Here is a 13,774-nt window from a genome sequence, read left to right on the forward strand (position 1 = left end):
GGCACCGTGCCTCCCGTTCGTGGTCCCGGGGCGCTCCGGGCCGGGCGCGACTGCCGGGGACGCGATCGGTTGGTCGTGGGGACGCCGCCACGCGGGCTCAGCGCACGGCGTCGCGGCCGGGCGCACCGGCGGCGAGGTCGTGGGCAATGCGACGCAGCGCGGCGTCGACGTCGGTCTGTGCACGGTCGACCAGCGCGCTCCACTGGGCTCCGCGTGCGGCCATCACCGTGCGTTGGGCAGCTCGTTCGGCGAGGACGGGGTCGGCACCGTGTTCGCGGCACCACGCCCGGATGGCCGCGACGTGGCAGCGGTGCGCACGGCGCTGTCGGTCGCGCCCGTCGAGGGACTCGACCGATCCGAGTTCGAAGGTGAGTCGTGCGGCCAACGCGCGGTGCGGGTCGTCGAGTCCGCCGAAGGTCGCGACCAGGTGATCGGCGAGGGCATCCACATCGGATGCCGGATCGAGCGCCGTCGCCGGGCGGTTGGCCGCGAGGTGCTCGACGACGGAGTCGATCAGGGCGTCCCGCGAGCCGAAGTGGTACACGACGGGGTAGGCGCTCGTCCCGAGCACACGGCCGAGGCCCCGGACCGTGACGTCCTCGATCTTGGTCTCGACGAAGTGGTCGACCACCTTCTCGAGGATCGCGGGTTTGCGGGTCGGGTCGGGCTTCCTGGGCATGGCATCTCCGTCGTCGTGGCGGTGGTCGCGCGACCGTTCACATACTAGCATCGGTATATCAGTTTCGGGAGCGGACCTGACGGGAGGCATATCCTTGGTGCACCCTCCGTTTCCACCGATAGAAACGGAGAAATACTCGTTTCCAAGTACACTGTTGCGGATGTCCATGCCGTTCGAGCGCGCTCTGCCGCCGTCACGGCCCGAGGGGACCCCCGCTGGACGGGTGGTCGCGGGCCGTCGCCGTGGCGCCGGAAAACGCTTCCTGGTCGTCGGCGACGTCCTGGACGGCGTCCTCGTGCACACCACCGCGCACCGGATCGGGGTGCACGACCCGGCAGCGCAGATCCGCCACCGTCCGACCGGGGCCGGCGGCAACACGGCCACCTGGCTCGGCTGGCTCGGGGCCGAGGTCGACGTCGTCGCCCGGGTCGGGGTCGACGACGTCTACCGGCACGAGCGTGCGCTCGAGGACGCCGGGGTCCGAGCCCACCTGCGCTACGACGCGATGACGTCCACCGGCGTCGTCGTCTCCGTCCGCAACGACCACGGCCGCACCGCGATGTCCGATCCGGCTGCGAGCGGGAAGATCAGCGCGGCCGACGTCCCGCCCTCGTTGGTCGCACGTGCTGACATCGTGCACCTGACGGGTGCCGCCATGCTCGGCGGCGGGGTCGACCGGCTCGCCGCACTCGTCGCGTGTGCCCGGACAGGGCCGGCGCGCGTCGCGGTGGACCCCTCGTCGGTCGCGGTGATCGAGACCGTCGGCGCGGACCGGTTCCTCCAGGCGCTGCGGGGCGTCGACGTGCTCTTCCCCGACCAGCAGGAGGCGCTCGCCCTCGGCGGAGGGGACGACCTCGACGCCGCGGTGCGCCGGCTGACCGAGCACGTCCCGCTGGTCGTCGTCACGGCGGGGGCGGACGGCGCACTGATCGGGCGCCGGGGGCGGAGCGTCCAACGGGTCCCTGCGACGCCCGCGACCGTCGTCGACACCATCGGCGCCGGGGACGCCTTCGTCGCCGGGTTCGTCCGCGCCTGGGCGACCGACCCGGTGCGGGTCGGTGCGGCGGCACGCGAGGGCACCCGGGTCGCCGCTCGGGCACTCGGTTTCGTGGGCGGTCGGCCGCCGGTCTGAGCGACCTGAGCGACCTGGGTGATCTGCGTGATCTGCGTGATCTGCGCGATCCGACCGGCGGTGCTGCCTGCGGGTCAGCGCTCCGACGGCTCGGCGACCACGTTCAGGGTCTGGACGAGTCCGGCACCCACGGGTGCGAGCCGGATCTCGACGCGCAGCCGCCCGCACGCGCCGGGCATCCACCAGCGCAGGTGCGACGGTGCGGAAGAGGACTCGGCCACCGGTGCCGCAGCGAGGTCGGCGTCGACCTCGGACACGGCCTGGGCGACCGCGCGCCGTCGACGGTCGTAGGGCACGTCCATCGCCACGTTGGGCGTGCAGATCGCGTCCGCCAGGTCGTCGCGCCAGTCGGCCAGGAGGCGCATCACCGCGGCCTGCGCGGCTCGCGTCGCGCGGCTGGTCACCGCCGCCCCGGTGCTCGGTCCGGTCGCCGCGGGTGCGTCCGTCGTCAGCGCCGCCCCGAGCACGAGGTCGTGCGCCTGCTGCGCGGCAGCGGAGACCTTGGCCTGGGTGGCGTTCTCGAACGCGACGACCCCGAGGCCGTCGCGCACGGACCACCGCATGTGGGCGGAGAAGCCCGGGTAGCCGCCGGAGTGGGACACGAGTTCGCCGAAGCGGTCGTCCTGCTCGACGAACAGCCCGAAGCCGTACGCGGTTGCGCGGGGCGAACCCGGGACAACCGACGGGGGGACGACCCGCATCGCCTGCTGCATGAGCCGGCGGTCGGCGGGGGAGACCGGACCGGGTTCGGGCGCGCCGGAGAAGCCAGAGCCGAGGTGGGTCGCCCAGCGAGCCAGGTCGCGCACGGTCGAGAACAGTCCACCGATCGACGAGAACGCGCCGGGCCCGGTCATCGGCAGGGGTTCCCAGTCGCCCTCGTGCCCGCGGACACCGGTGACCACGAACCCGCTGGACTCGTCGGCGCGGAACACCGTGTCGGCCAGTCCGAGGGGACGCAACACGATCTCGCTGGCGGCCTGGGTGAAGGGCTGCCCCGTCACGACGGCGACGACCCGGCCGAGCAGTGCGTACCCCAGGTTCGAGTACGCGAAGCGGGTGCCGGGCAGGGAGTCGAACAGCAGGCCAGCACGCAGGACCTGGTCGAGCTCGGCGTCCGAGATGGACTCCTGGCGGTCGGCCCAGGGATCGTCAGTGGGGAACCCGGCCGACATCGTCAGCAGCATCCGCACCGTGGGGACGGGAGAGTCCGGGGCCGGCAGGGCGACGGCGTCGAAGGCCGGCACGAAGTCGGTGATCGGGGCGTCGAGGTCGAGCAAGCCCCGGGCGACGAGCGTCAGCAGGGTCGCGGCCGTGACGCTCTTGGTGCACGAGGCGATGCGGTACACGGTGTCCGCGTCCGGCCGCTGACCGTCACCGCGGTCGCCGTGCCCGCCGGAGGCGACGAGCCCGGAACGGTCGAACACACCCCACACACTGCTCGGCGCGATGCCCTGGTCGACACGAGCGCGGAACAGCTCGTCGACCTGGTCGACGACCGCAGCCACCGCGGGGTGCGCATCGTTCGCGAGCGGCGCATCCTTCACGAGCGGCGCATCCGCTCGTAGGCGTCCAACGCCCGCTGGCGTGACGCCTTCAGGTCGACCATCGGCTCGGGGCGCAGCTCGTCGGCGGGAACCCAGCGGTGGACGTACTCGCGGTGCGGGTCGAACCGCTCGAGCTGCCGATCGGGGTTGAAGACACGGAAGTACGGTGCGGCGTCGAAGCCGGAACCCGCGACCCACTGCCAGTTCGCCGCGTTGTTCGCGGGGTCGGCGTCGACCAGCGTGTCCCAGAACCACTGCTCCCCGACGCGCCAGTCGACGAGCAGGTTCTTCACCAGGAAGCTCCCGGCGGCCAGCCGCACCCGGTTGTGCATCGCACCGCTGTGCCAGAGCTCGCGCATGCCGGCGTCGACCAGGTCGAAGCCGGTCAGGCCCTGTCGCCAGCGCTCGAGCTCGGCTTCCTCGGGGTCACGCCAGGGGAACGCGTCGAAGTTCCGACGGACGTTGACGGTGGCGATGTCGTCGCAGTGGAAGTACTCGTTCCAGTTGAACTCACGCCATGCCAGCTGCCGGAGGAACGCCGAGGCGTTCTGGCGCTGCGCGGGCTCGAGCCGCTCGTGCAGGCGGTGCCACACCTGGTACGGGCTGATCTCGCCCCACCGCAGGAACGGGGAGAGGCTGCTCGTGGCCTCCATCGCGGGCTCGTCCCGCTGGTCGTAGTCCTCGAGCGCGTGCTCGACGAAGTGCTCGAGCTGCTGCCGGGCGCCGTGCTCGCCCGGGGTCCAGGCGTCGCGGAGCCCACCGGCCCAGTCGGGCTCCGTCGGCAGCAGCGCCCAGTCGGACAGTGCGTCACCGGTGACGTCGGCCGCAGCGGGCAGGTCGTCCGGGTCCGGCAGGGGGTGCCGTGGCTCGGGCAGTGCCTGGACGGCGTTCCAGAACGGCGTGAACACCTTGTACGGCTCGCCCTGGCCGGTGAGCACCGTCCACGGTTCCCAGAGCAGGTTCGCGGCGAAGCTGTGCGCCTCGATGCCGCGATCGTGCAGTGCGCCCTTGATCCCGGCGTCGATGTCGCGCTCGACGGCGCCGTACCGACGGTTCCAGTACACGGCGTCCGCGCCCGTCTCGGCGACGAGCTGGTCGATGGTCTGCGCCGCGGCACCGCGTCGCAGGACCAGCCGGGAACCCCGCTCGCACAGGTCGGCGTCGAGCGCGGTCAGGGAGTGGTGCAGCCACCAGCGGCTCGCCGCACCGATCGGACGGAGTCCGGGGGACTGCTCGTCGAGGACGACCACCACGGTGACGTCGCCGCCGTGGTCGATCGCCGCACGGAGCGCCGGGTTGTCGGACAGCCGAAGGTCGTCACGGAGCCAGACGATCGCGCCGGTCACACCGTCGCCGAATCCAGCGTGGTGACCGCTCGGGGCGTCGACCGCCGGCCCGGTGCCGTGCCGACTGCCAGCCGGAGCTTGGTGCAGAGTTCGGTGAGGGTGCGGAGCTCGGGGTCGGACAGGCCGGCGCCCACCTGCTGGGCGATGCTCGCCGCGTGCTGCACGGCGACCTGCCGGTAGACGTCGAAGCCGTGCGGGGTCAGCGCCACGATCACGCCGCGGGCATCGGTGGGGTCCGGCTGCTTCTCGACGATGCCGCGGGCGAGCAGTCGGTCGACCAGGCGGCTGACGCTCGGCTGGGTGAGCAGCAGGTGCCCGGTGAGGTCGCGCATCCGGCAGCGTCGACCGGGCTGGGTCGACAGGTTGAAGCACACGTCGTACTCGTTGAACGAGATCTCGTCGCCGGGGAAGTCCGCGTTGAGACTCCGCATCACGGCGACCTGGGCGCGGAACAGCGCTTCCCAGGCGGCCACGGCGGTCGCCTTCTCACTGCGGCGTGTCTCGCTCACGTTCGCGTTCCCTCCGGTCGTCGGACTGACCACACTACCGACGGGCTCCGACAGGAGCCGGGCGACATGCACGAGGGCCGGCCACCTGTCGGCGACCGGCCCTCTCCCTTGCACCAAGAGTTTCCTGCAATCACATTCCGCAGGCGGTGCCACAGCAAACACCGTCTGCACCACCGACTGTATAACGAAGCGGTAACGGGGCGCCAGCCTCTCCGGGCCCGGTTCGCTGCGAGTTCACCAAGAGCAGTCGGAGCGTTTCAGAAGAGGTCGGGTGACGGGGTCGACGCGTACCGCACTGCGACGTCCGCGTGCCGGTCGAAGCGGTAGCCGACGCCGCGCACGGTCCGGACGATCTCCTCGAAGGCGCCGAGCTTGGAGCGGAGGCGACGGACGTGCACGTCGATGGTGCGCTCGTTCGGGGTCTCGTCCTCGCCGTCGGACCACAGGCCCTCGATGATCGCGGAGCGGTCGACGGTCTGGCCCTCGCGGAGGACCAGGAACTGCAGGAGCTCGAACTCCTTGTAGGTCAGGGGCGCGGCTTCACCGTCGAGGGTCACGCGCTTCCGGGAGATGTCGATGACGACGCCCGTCTCCTCGGGTTCGGGCTTCTCGGCCTGCTTGCGGGCGGCCACCGCGGAGCGGTCCTGCAGCGCGAGGCGGACGACGTCGACGTCGCGGCCACCGGAGTGCTCGGCGGCGACGGCGACGGCCGCGTAGGTCTCGGACGACGGGACGAGCTGGGCGGTGAGTGCCTTGAGCTGCTCGACGACCGCGGCCAGGGTCGTGCCGGCGGCCGCGGCCTTGGCTTCGTCGATGCCGACGTACAGGGCGAAGCCGCGAGCCTCGGTGCCCTCCGGCAGGGCGCGGTTCCGCTGCGGCGCGACCACCGGGCTCGTCGGCGCGGTGGCCGGTCCGCTCGCCGCCGGGGAGACGGGTCGCGGGCGGATCGGCGTCACGGTGCCGAGGTCGGTCGGGGTCGGTACTGAGCGGAGCGCGGTGCGGGGCTGGGCGATGGTGAGCGACATGGTGGTTCTCCGGGCGGTGTGGCCGGTGCGCGGGTGGGCGGCGGCCGGTGTCGAATGCGTCATCCCGGGTACGGCGGTACGCCGATGTGCCCTGCGGTCCTGCTGCGGACCGGGGCCGACCCGGGGGAACGGGAGACAGACCTCGTGACGTGGTGCGCGTCGCCGACGGTGTCCGTCACCCGGGGATCACGCTCGCGCGACGGGGGTGGTGTCGCGGGGGATCCGGCTGGAACGGGTGCCGATCAGGCACACATTCGACAACGCATGACCGACATGGTCGGCATCATCGTGCCGACGGTTCCCACTGCCCTGCGGAGGAGCACGCCTCGGAGAGGACGCGGGTGGACACGGTTGCAGTCATGTGACGAGTATCTGCGGTATACCAACGCGGTGTCAACCGTCCGCACGGACGGTGCGGTGAGCGCGACCGCACGGACGACAGGAGGCGCGGTGCCGACCGGCACCGCGCCTCCTGTCCGTGGGGTGGTCGCTACTCGGCCAGGCCGTAGAGCCGGTCGCCGGCGTCGCCGAGACCCGGGACGATGTAGCCGTTCTCGTCGAGCTTCTCGTCCAGCGCGCCGAGGACGATCGAGACGTTGCGGTCGCCGACGGCCTGCTCGACCATCGCGAGGCCCTCTGGCGCGCCGAGGATGCACACGCACGTGACCTCCTGCGCACCGCGGGCGAAGAGGAAGTCGATCGCAGCAGCCAGGGTGCCACCGGTGGCGAGCATCGGGTCGAGCACGAAGCACTGGCGCCCGGTCAGGTCGTCGGGCAGGCGCTCGGCGTAGGTCTGCGGCTCGAGGGTCTCCTCGTTGCGGGCCATGCCGAGGAAGCCGACCTCGGCCGTCGGGACGAGCTTGACCATGCCCTCGAGCATGCCGAGTCCGGCACGGAGGATCGGGACGACGAGCGGGCGCGGCTTGGCGATCGCGACGCCCATGGTGTGCGCGACCGGTGTGTCGATCGGCGTCGCCGTGACCCGGACGCCCCGCGTGGCCTCGTACGCGAGGAGCGTGACGAGTTCCTCGGTCAGGGCGCGGAACGTGGGGGAGGGCGTCGTACGGTCGCGGAGCACCGAGAGCTTGTGGGTGATGAGCGGGTGGTCGGCGACGTGGACTCGCATAGGGTCGAGCCTAGCGTGCCGTCGACCGTCAGGAGGTCCCGTGGAGGAGCCCGCAGCCCGCCCGTTCGTCCCGGCGATGGAGCGCGCGCTCGACGAGGCTCGACGGTGCCTGGAGACCGACGACGTGCCGGTCGGCGCCGTGGTGCTCGACCGCGACGGGGCCGTGGTCGCCACCGGCCGGAACGAGCGCGAGGCGCGGCAGGACCCGACCGCCCATGCCGAGGTCCTCGCACTGCGTGCCGCCGCGGCGGTGACGGGGGACTGGCACCTCGAGCAGCACACGCTCGTGGTGACGCTCGAACCGTGCCCGATGTGCGCGGGCGCGGTCATGGCCGCGCGGGTGCCCCGGGTCGTGTTCGGCGCGTGGGACCCGAAGGCCGGTGCCAGCGGCAGCGTCTACGACATCGCCAGGGACCGCCGGCTGCCGCACCGCTCCGAGGTCATCGGCGGGGTGCTCGAGGCGGCCTGCGCCGAGTTGCTCGACGACTTCTTCAGTCCGCGGCGAGGATGACGATCGCCTCGGTCGGCGGCTGCGGACCGGTGCGCAGGACGTCCGGCTCGACGTAGATCACCCGGGCGATCGGCACGGCGCTCCGGACCCGCTGCTCGACGGTGTCGATCCCCGCGGCGACGTCACCGAGCCGGCGGTCCCCGTCGACGGCGACCTTCACGCCGACCATGAGCTCGTCCGGCCCGAGGTACAGGGTCTTCAGGTGGATGATCGCGTCGACCTCGGGGCCGTCGAGCACCGCCTGCTTGATGCGCTCGACGTCGGCGGCGGTGGCGCCCTCGCCGACGAGCAGGCTCTTCGTCTCGATGCCGAGCACCACTGCGACGGCGATGAGCAGCGCCGCGATGAGCATGGTGCCGATCGCGTCGAACACCCCGTTGCCGGTGATCGCGGTCAGGCCGACGCCGAACAGGGCGAACACCAGGCCGAACAGGGCAGCGGTGTCCTCGAGCATCACGACGGGCAGCTCCGGGGCCTTCGCGCGGCGGACGAACTGCACCCAGCTCTGCGAGCCCTTCTGCGGCCGGGCTTCCTTCAGGGCGGTGCGGAGCGAGAAGCCCTCGAGCCCGATGGCGATGACGAGCACGACGAGGGGCAGCCACCAGTTCTCGAGCGGGTGCGGGTGGGCGAGCTTCTCGATGCCCTCGTAGAGCGAGAACACACCGCCGACCGAGAACAGGATGATCGAGACGACGAACGCGTACACGTAGCGTTCACGGCCGTAGCCGAAGGGGTGCTCTTGATCCGCGGCGCGTCGGGCCTTGCGGCCACCGAGCAGCAGCAGGAGCTGGTTCGCCGAGTCGGCCAGGGAGTGCACACCCTCGGCCAGCATCGACGCGGAGCCGCTGATCGCCGCCGCGATGAACTTCACGATCGCGATGCCGATGTTGGCACCGAGTGCGGCGAAGATCGCCTTCGTGCCTCCGGAAGCGCTCACAGCTGTCCCCTTCTCGTGGTCTGCGACACGATCCTAGGCGGGTGGCGTCGGTAGGGTCGGGAGCATGACGATCGACCTGCCCCGCACCGCCCTGCTCGGGGTCGGTTCCATGTCCGGCGCGGTCCTCGACGGCCTGCTCGCCGCGGGACTCGACCCGGCCACCGTGACCCTGACAACCAAGTCCGAGGCATCCGCAGCGGCCCACCGTGAGCGCGGTCTCGACGCCACGGCGAGCGACACCGACCCGGACGCCAACCGGGCGGCGGTCCGCGGAGCCGCCCTCGTCGTGGTCGGCGTGAAGCCGTACATGATCGCGGACCTGCTCGACGAGGTCGCCGGTGTCCTGGAGCCCGGCGCCGTCCTGGTCAGCGTCGCCGTCGGCACCACCACCGCGAGCATGGAGGCACGGGTGCCCGCCGGTGTCCGGGTCGTCCGTGCCCTGCCGAACACCCCGATCGGCGTCGGCCACGGCGTCACCGGCATCAGCGCGGGTACTTCGGCCGACGCCGAGGCCGTCGCGCTGGCGTCGTCGGTGTTCACCGCCTCGGGCCAGGTCATCGAGGTGCCCGAGTCGCAGCTCGACGCGCTGTCCGCGGTGTCCGGCTCCGGACCCGCCTACGTCTTCCTGCTGGTCGAACAGTGGCAGCGTGCCGCCGAGGAGCTCGGGTTCAGCCACGAACAGGCGGCGACGATGGTGCAGGGCACGGTCCGGGGCGCCGTCGAGTTGCTCGGGCGCTCCGGCCGCGAGCCCGCCGACCTGCGCCGTGCGGTCACCAGCCCGAAGGGCACGACGGAGCGTGCCGTCGCGGTGCTGCAGGACGCCGACCTTGCGGACACGCTGCTGCGCGCGTCGCGCGCCGCGATCGCACGTGCCGAGGAGATCGCCGCGTCGTAGCGCAGCGCCGGGGTGCGGTGCGGACGCTGCCCCTCCCTCGCAGGCTCGGTCGGCGCGGCCCGCGTGCCGCTGGCGCGGCACCGCTGAGCGGGCCGCGCTATTCGTACGCGGCGAAGCGCTCCAGGTCGCTCTCGGAACCCGAGACGATGATGACGTCGTCCTCGCCGATGACGCTGTCCGGCGTCGCCGGCACGAACGGGCTGCCGGGCGGCTTGATGCCGAGCACCGTCAGGCCGAAGCGGGTCCGGATGACCGTGGTGGCGAGGTCCTTGCCGCGGACCGCGCGCGGCGGGAACATCTTGACCACGGCGAAGTCGTCGTCGAACTCGATGAAGTCGAGCATCCGGCCGGAGACCAGGTGCGCCGTGCGCTCGCCGGCCTCGCGCTCCGGGTAGACGACGTGGTTCGCGCCGATGCGGGACAGGATCGTGCCGTGCGACCGGCTGATGGCCTTCGCCCAGATCTGCGGGACGCCGAGGTCGACCAGGTTCGCCGTGATCAGGACGCTCGACTCCAGGTCACTACCGGTGCCGACGACGGCGATGGCGAAGTCCTGTGCGCCGATCTGGCGGAGCGCGTCGATGTCGGTGGCGTCCGCCTGCACCGCGTGAGTGACCCGGTCGGACCACTTCTGCACCAGCCCGGCGTCGGTGTCGACGACCAGCACCTCGCGGTCCTGGCGTTCGAGCTGGCCGGCGGTGGCGGCACCGAAGCGACCGAGCCCGATGACCAGGACGGGAGCGTCGTGACTGATGGCACCGTGCTGGTGCGACGAACGGGTGCGGTCAGCCAACGATCGGCCTCTCCTCGGGACGGCGGAACAGTTGCCGGCTCTGGCTGGCGGCCAGGGCAGCGGCGATGGTCACTGTACCGACCCGGCCGAGGAACATGGTGGCGGCGAGGACGTACTTGCCCGGTTCGGGCAGGTCCGCGGACACACCGGAGGACAGGCCACTGGTCGAGAACGCCGAGATCACCTCGAAGAGCACGCGGTCGAGCGAGTCGTCGGTGATCTGCAGGAGCACCACCGTCGCAACCGCCACGATCGTCGCGCCCCAGAGCACGATGGCCACCGCGACCCGCAGGACGTCGCTCGGGATGCGGCGGCCGAAGGCCTCCATGCTCTGACGACCGCGGGCCTCGGCGACGGCGGCCAGGAACAGCACCGCGAGGGTCGTGACCTTGATGCCGCCAGCGGTCGAGGCGGACCCGCCGCCGATGAACATGAGCATGTCGGTGACGAGCAGGCTCGAGCCGTTGAGCTGGTCGAAGTCGACGAGCGAGAAGCCACCCGACCGGGTCATGGTCGACAGGAAGAGCGCCTGGAACGCGGTGCGCCCGGCGCCTTCCTCGCCGAAGGTCGTCGGGTTCGAGGCCTCGAGCGCGATGTAGACGGCCGCGCCGCCGAGGAGCAGGACCGCGCTCGTCGCCAGGGTGAGCTTGACGTGGATCGGCCAGCGGCGCGGGGTGCGCAGCTGCTTCGTCAGGGCACGGATCACCGGGAACCCGATGGACCCCGCCACGACCCCCACCATCAGGAGCGACAGGAACCAGTAGTCGTGGGCGAACGGGTCCAGGCCGTCGGCGTTGGGCGAGAACCCGGTGTTCGTGAAGGCCATGGCCGCGTAGTAGAAGGAGTCGCCGACCGCGGTCCAGAACGGGATGCCGGCGATGAGCACCGACGGCAGGAGCAGCAGCCCGAGGACGATCTCGATGGACAGCGTGCTCACCGCCACGGTCGCGAGCAGGGTGCCGACCTCGCCGAGCCGGACGGCCTGGCCCTCGGGCACGGCGCCGTGGTGGGTGCGGAGCGGGTTCGAGTCGCCGGCTGCCATCAGCTTGGCGCGCAGGCCGAGCTTGCGGGTGACGAACAAGCCGAGGATCGACGCGAAGGTCAGCACGCCGACGGCGCCGATCTGGGTGCCGATGACCACCAGGACCTTGCCGAACACCGACCAGTGCGTCGCCATGTCGACCGTGGACAACCCCGTGACGCAGACCACCGACGCGGCGGTGAACAGGGCGTCCGCGAAGTGGGTGCTGCTGCGGTCCGCCGTGGCCCACGGCGTCATGAAGAGCACCGTGAACAGGAAGATCAGCGCGATGAACACGACGATCGCCAGCCGGGACGGCGACGAGCGGAGCACCGTCGCGATCCGGCTCGCCCGTCGTCGGCCGACACCCACGTGGTGCGGGATCGGCTCGGTTCGGTCGAGCATGCGTATGCCTCCGAGGACATGGGCCGGGACGGTTCGTCATGGTACATCCGTGGCGCCCCGGCTAGCCTTGCCACCATGGCCGACATCTTCTCCGTCGTGGCGGACCCGACCCGGCGCGAGCTGCTCGGCACCCTGCTGTCCGCCTACGGTTCGGACGTCACCGGCGGGGAGCTCAGCGTCGGCCAGCTCGTCGAACGCCTCGGGGTCAGCCAGCCAACGGTGTCGAAGCACCTGCGTGTCCTGCGTGACATCGGTCTCGTCACCAGCCGTGAAGAAGGGCAGCACCGCTACTACCGACTCGACCCGGAGCCGCTCGTGCGCCTGGAGGAGTGGGTCCTGCCGTTCACGGGGGCGGTCGACGCCGACGGCACCCCGGCCACCACGGCGTGGACGCCGGACGGCCAGCCCGTGTCGATCCGCCGGAACGGTGCGGCCGGCAAGGCGACGGTGGAGGTCGGCACCGAACTCGGTCGCGTCATGGCGGAGGCGTCGTACCGGGCGACCGCCGCGATCTCCGGGGCGCAGCAGGGCTGGGAGCGCGTCGTCGACCGCAGCCGCAAGCGCTTCACCCGTCGGGGCGACGAGGACTGAGTCCCGTCACACCCGCCGGTGAGCACCTGGCGAGGGTCGGTGCGCGCTGCTCGGACTGATCCTGGACACCGGGTCGCACGCGCCTCTACAGTTGCCACTGACCACACAGGTCACACCACTGGCGTGCGCAGCGCGTGCGAGCCCCGAAGGCGGACCATGACCGGCAGTTTCGACGATGTGCGCTTCCTCACCGTCGCTGAGGTCGCCGAGATGATGCGCGTCTCGAAGATGACCGTCTACCGGATGGTGCACGCCGGGGAGCTCCCCGCGATCCGCTTCGGCCGCTCCTTCCGCGTCCCCGAGTCAGCCGTCGCCGACGTGCTGCGCGGTGGTGTGGCGGACGTCGGCTGAGCGCGCGTTCGACATCACAGCGGGCAGCCGGTAGACTCGGGCAGGTTGATTTTCCGCGGTCTCTTCGGCCCGGTGTCCGTACATCAGCATCAGTCCGAGCGAGGTCCACATGGGTTCTGTCATCAAGAAGCGTCGTAAGCGCATGGCGAAGAAGAAGCACCGCAAGCTCCTTCGCAAGACGCGTCACCAGCGACGCAACAAGAAGTAGATCCTCAACAGGTCTGCGCAGGTCGAAGGACCTGCACGAGAAGCCCCGGTTCGCCGGGGCTTTTGCGTTCCCGGGCTACGCTGGGACCATGCCCGCAGTGACGTTCCTGACGAAGCCCGGATGCCACCTGTGCGACGACGCCCGGCCCGTGGTCGAACGCGTCGTCGCCGACCACCCGGGGGTCACCCTGCAGGAACGCTCGATCCTCGACGACGACGACCTCCGCCAGGAGTACGCGGAGGACATCCCCGTGGTGCTCATCGACGGGCGCGTCCACAGCAACTGGCACGTCGACGCCGACCGGCTCGCACGTGCCCTCGAGAAGGCCGGTTCCCCCGCATGATCTCCCACGTCGTCGCCTGGACCCTGCGCGAGGACCTCGACCGCGCCGCGTCCATCGCCCGGATCCGTGAGCTCCTGACCGGCCTCACCGGCACCATCGGGTCGATCCGTTCGCTCGAGGTCGTCGAGAACGTCGCCTACCCGGAGAAGAACAGCGACGTCGCGGTCGTCGCCACCTTCGACGACCTCGCCGGACTCGACGAGTACCAGGTGCATCCGGCGCACCAGGCCGCGGCGGCCGAGATCCGCGACCTGGTCACCGCGCGGGCCGCCATCGACTGGCAGAGCTGAGCCGGGCCTCCCGTCCCGCCCCGGCGCTGCGTGCGTTGCGTGCGTCCAGTGAGCAGAAGAGGTCGCCT

General features: G+C 71.5%; 17 protein-coding genes. 8 read left to right on the plus strand and 9 right to left on the minus strand.

Annotated features, from left to right (window positions below; translation table 11 throughout):
* Positions 1-97: 97 nt before the first annotated feature.
* Positions 98-679 carry a TetR/AcrR family transcriptional regulator gene (locus H489_RS37125; RefSeq protein ID WP_017888566.1) on the minus strand — a complete coding sequence of 194 codons (582 nt, stop codon included), beginning with the start codon at positions 677-679 and terminating at the stop codon, positions 98-100.
* A 160-nt stretch (positions 680-839) separates the two neighbouring features.
* Here H489_RS37125 and H489_RS35115 point away from each other — a divergent pair, with 160 nt between their 5' ends.
* Positions 840-1,811 carry a carbohydrate kinase family protein gene (locus tag H489_RS35115; protein WP_159556777.1) on the plus strand — a complete coding sequence of 324 codons (972 nt, stop codon included), beginning with the start codon at positions 840-842 and terminating at the stop codon, positions 1,809-1,811.
* Between the two features lie 74 nt (positions 1,812-1,885).
* On the opposite strand, the gene H489_RS35120 is transcribed toward H489_RS35115, so the two are convergent.
* The 5 genes from H489_RS35120 to upp form a co-directional block, all read right to left on the minus strand.
* Complete coding sequence (locus tag H489_RS35120; RefSeq protein WP_017888568.1) at positions 1,886-3,355, minus strand: serine hydrolase domain-containing protein; 1,470 nt, start codon at positions 3,353-3,355, stop codon at positions 1,886-1,888.
* Positions 3,352-4,701, minus strand: a complete 1,350-nt coding sequence (locus tag H489_RS35125; protein WP_017888569.1) for a cryptochrome/photolyase family protein — start codon at positions 4,699-4,701, stop codon at positions 3,352-3,354. Before H489_RS35125 ends, H489_RS35120 begins: the two co-directional genes overlap by 4 nt.
* Entirely contained in the window at positions 4,698-5,210 is a 513-nt protein-coding gene (locus H489_RS0119895; RefSeq protein ID WP_235045702.1) for a MarR family winged helix-turn-helix transcriptional regulator, read from the minus strand. The genes H489_RS35125 and H489_RS0119895 overlap by 4 nt, the downstream gene beginning before the upstream one ends.
* 257 nt (positions 5,211-5,467) lie before the next feature.
* The gene (locus H489_RS35130) at positions 5,468-6,235 is read right to left on the minus strand and encodes a winged helix-turn-helix domain-containing protein (RefSeq protein WP_017888571.1); all 768 of its coding nucleotides are present in this window, start codon (positions 6,233-6,235) and stop codon (positions 5,468-5,470) included.
* 490 nt (positions 6,236-6,725) lie between these two features.
* Positions 6,726-7,361 carry a uracil phosphoribosyltransferase gene (gene upp, locus H489_RS35135; RefSeq protein WP_017888572.1) on the minus strand — a complete coding sequence of 212 codons (636 nt, stop codon included), beginning with the start codon at positions 7,359-7,361 and terminating at the stop codon, positions 6,726-6,728.
* Positions 7,362-7,437: 76 nt separating this feature from the next.
* Between upp and H489_RS35140 the strand changes: the two genes are divergently transcribed.
* Positions 7,438-7,872, plus strand: a complete 435-nt coding sequence (locus tag H489_RS35140) for a nucleoside deaminase (RefSeq protein ID WP_031260478.1) — start codon at positions 7,438-7,440, stop codon at positions 7,870-7,872.
* On the opposite strand, the gene H489_RS35145 is transcribed toward H489_RS35140, so the two are convergent.
* Positions 7,853-8,809: a cation diffusion facilitator family transporter gene (locus tag H489_RS35145; RefSeq protein WP_017888574.1), complete on the minus strand. Its 957-nt coding sequence runs from the start codon at positions 8,807-8,809 to the stop codon at positions 7,853-7,855. The two genes, H489_RS35140 and H489_RS35145, sit on opposite strands and share 20 nt — an antisense overlap.
* Positions 8,810-8,873: 64 nt before the next feature.
* Here H489_RS35145 and proC point away from each other — a divergent pair, with 64 nt between their 5' ends.
* The gene (gene proC / locus H489_RS35150; protein ID WP_017888575.1) at positions 8,874-9,704 is read left to right on the plus strand and encodes a pyrroline-5-carboxylate reductase; all 831 of its coding nucleotides are present in this window, start codon (positions 8,874-8,876) and stop codon (positions 9,702-9,704) included.
* A 97-nt stretch (positions 9,705-9,801) separates the two neighbouring features.
* Here the strand turns inward: proC and H489_RS35155 are convergent, their stop codons facing one another.
* Complete coding sequence (locus H489_RS35155; protein ID WP_017888576.1) at positions 9,802-10,497, minus strand: potassium channel family protein; 696 nt, start codon at positions 10,495-10,497, stop codon at positions 9,802-9,804.
* A complete protein-coding gene (locus H489_RS35160) occupies positions 10,490-11,923 on the minus strand; it encodes a TrkH family potassium uptake protein (RefSeq protein WP_017888577.1) in 1,434 nt (477 codons plus the stop codon). The genes H489_RS35155 and H489_RS35160 overlap by 8 nt, the downstream gene beginning before the upstream one ends.
* Positions 11,924-11,998: 75 nt before the next feature.
* Between H489_RS35160 and H489_RS37130 the strand changes: the two genes are divergently transcribed.
* The 5 genes from H489_RS37130 (at position 11,999) to H489_RS35175 (ending at position 13,706) form a co-directional block, all read left to right on the plus strand.
* Positions 11,999-12,514 carry an ArsR/SmtB family transcription factor gene (locus H489_RS37130; protein WP_017888578.1) on the plus strand — a complete coding sequence of 172 codons (516 nt, stop codon included), beginning with the start codon at positions 11,999-12,001 and terminating at the stop codon, positions 12,512-12,514.
* Between the two features lie 156 nt (positions 12,515-12,670).
* On the plus strand, positions 12,671-12,865 hold the full coding sequence (locus tag H489_RS35165) for a helix-turn-helix domain-containing protein (protein ID WP_017888579.1): 195 nt from the start codon (positions 12,671-12,673) through the stop codon (positions 12,863-12,865).
* 109 nt (positions 12,866-12,974) lie between these two features.
* Complete coding sequence (locus H489_RS37475) at positions 12,975-13,073, plus strand: 30S ribosomal protein bS22 (protein ID WP_003792170.1); 99 nt, start codon at positions 12,975-12,977, stop codon at positions 13,071-13,073.
* 88 nt (positions 13,074-13,161) lie between these two features.
* Positions 13,162-13,416: a glutaredoxin family protein gene (locus H489_RS35170; RefSeq protein ID WP_031260485.1), complete on the plus strand. Its 255-nt coding sequence runs from the start codon at positions 13,162-13,164 to the stop codon at positions 13,414-13,416.
* Positions 13,413-13,706 carry a Dabb family protein gene (locus H489_RS35175; protein ID WP_017888581.1) on the plus strand — a complete coding sequence of 98 codons (294 nt, stop codon included), beginning with the start codon at positions 13,413-13,415 and terminating at the stop codon, positions 13,704-13,706. Before H489_RS35170 ends, H489_RS35175 begins: the two co-directional genes overlap by 4 nt.
* Positions 13,707-13,774 lie beyond the last annotated feature (68 nt).

The organism is Curtobacterium flaccumfaciens UCD-AKU, assembly GCF_000349565.1.
Taxonomy (GTDB): Bacteria; Actinomycetota; Actinomycetes; order Actinomycetales; family Microbacteriaceae; genus Curtobacterium; species Curtobacterium poinsettiae.

What these genes read in the sequence shown, in the direction of transcription:
- H489_RS37125 (WP_017888566.1), bottom strand. Translation starts at nt 679, where the DNA reads ATGCCCAGGAAGCCCGACCCGACCCGCAAACCCGCGATCCTCGAGAAG.
- H489_RS35115 (WP_159556777.1), top strand. Translation starts at nt 840, where the DNA reads ATGTCCATGCCGTTCGAGCGCGCTCTGCCGCCGTCACGGCCCGAGGGG.
- H489_RS35130 (WP_017888571.1), bottom strand. Translation starts at nt 6,235, where the DNA reads ATGTCGCTCACCATCGCCCAGCCCCGCACCGCGCTCCGCTCAGTACCG.
- upp (WP_017888572.1), bottom strand. Translation starts at nt 7,361, where the DNA reads ATGCGAGTCCACGTCGCCGACCACCCGCTCATCACCCACAAGCTCTCG.
- H489_RS35140 (WP_031260478.1), top strand. Translation starts at nt 7,438, where the DNA reads ATGGAGCGCGCGCTCGACGAGGCTCGACGGTGCCTGGAGACCGACGAC.
- proC (WP_017888575.1), top strand. Translation starts at nt 8,874, where the DNA reads ATGACGATCGACCTGCCCCGCACCGCCCTGCTCGGGGTCGGTTCCATG.
- H489_RS35160 (WP_017888577.1), bottom strand. Translation starts at nt 11,923, where the DNA reads ATGCTCGACCGAACCGAGCCGATCCCGCACCACGTGGGTGTCGGCCGA.
- H489_RS37130 (WP_017888578.1), top strand. Translation starts at nt 11,999, where the DNA reads ATGGCCGACATCTTCTCCGTCGTGGCGGACCCGACCCGGCGCGAGCTG.
- H489_RS35165 (WP_017888579.1), top strand. Translation starts at nt 12,671, where the DNA reads ATGACCGGCAGTTTCGACGATGTGCGCTTCCTCACCGTCGCTGAGGTC.
- H489_RS37475 (WP_003792170.1), top strand. Translation starts at nt 12,975, where the DNA reads ATGGGTTCTGTCATCAAGAAGCGTCGTAAGCGCATGGCGAAGAAGAAG.
- H489_RS35170 (WP_031260485.1), top strand. Translation starts at nt 13,162, where the DNA reads ATGCCCGCAGTGACGTTCCTGACGAAGCCCGGATGCCACCTGTGCGAC.
- H489_RS35175 (WP_017888581.1), top strand. Translation starts at nt 13,413, where the DNA reads ATGATCTCCCACGTCGTCGCCTGGACCCTGCGCGAGGACCTCGACCGC.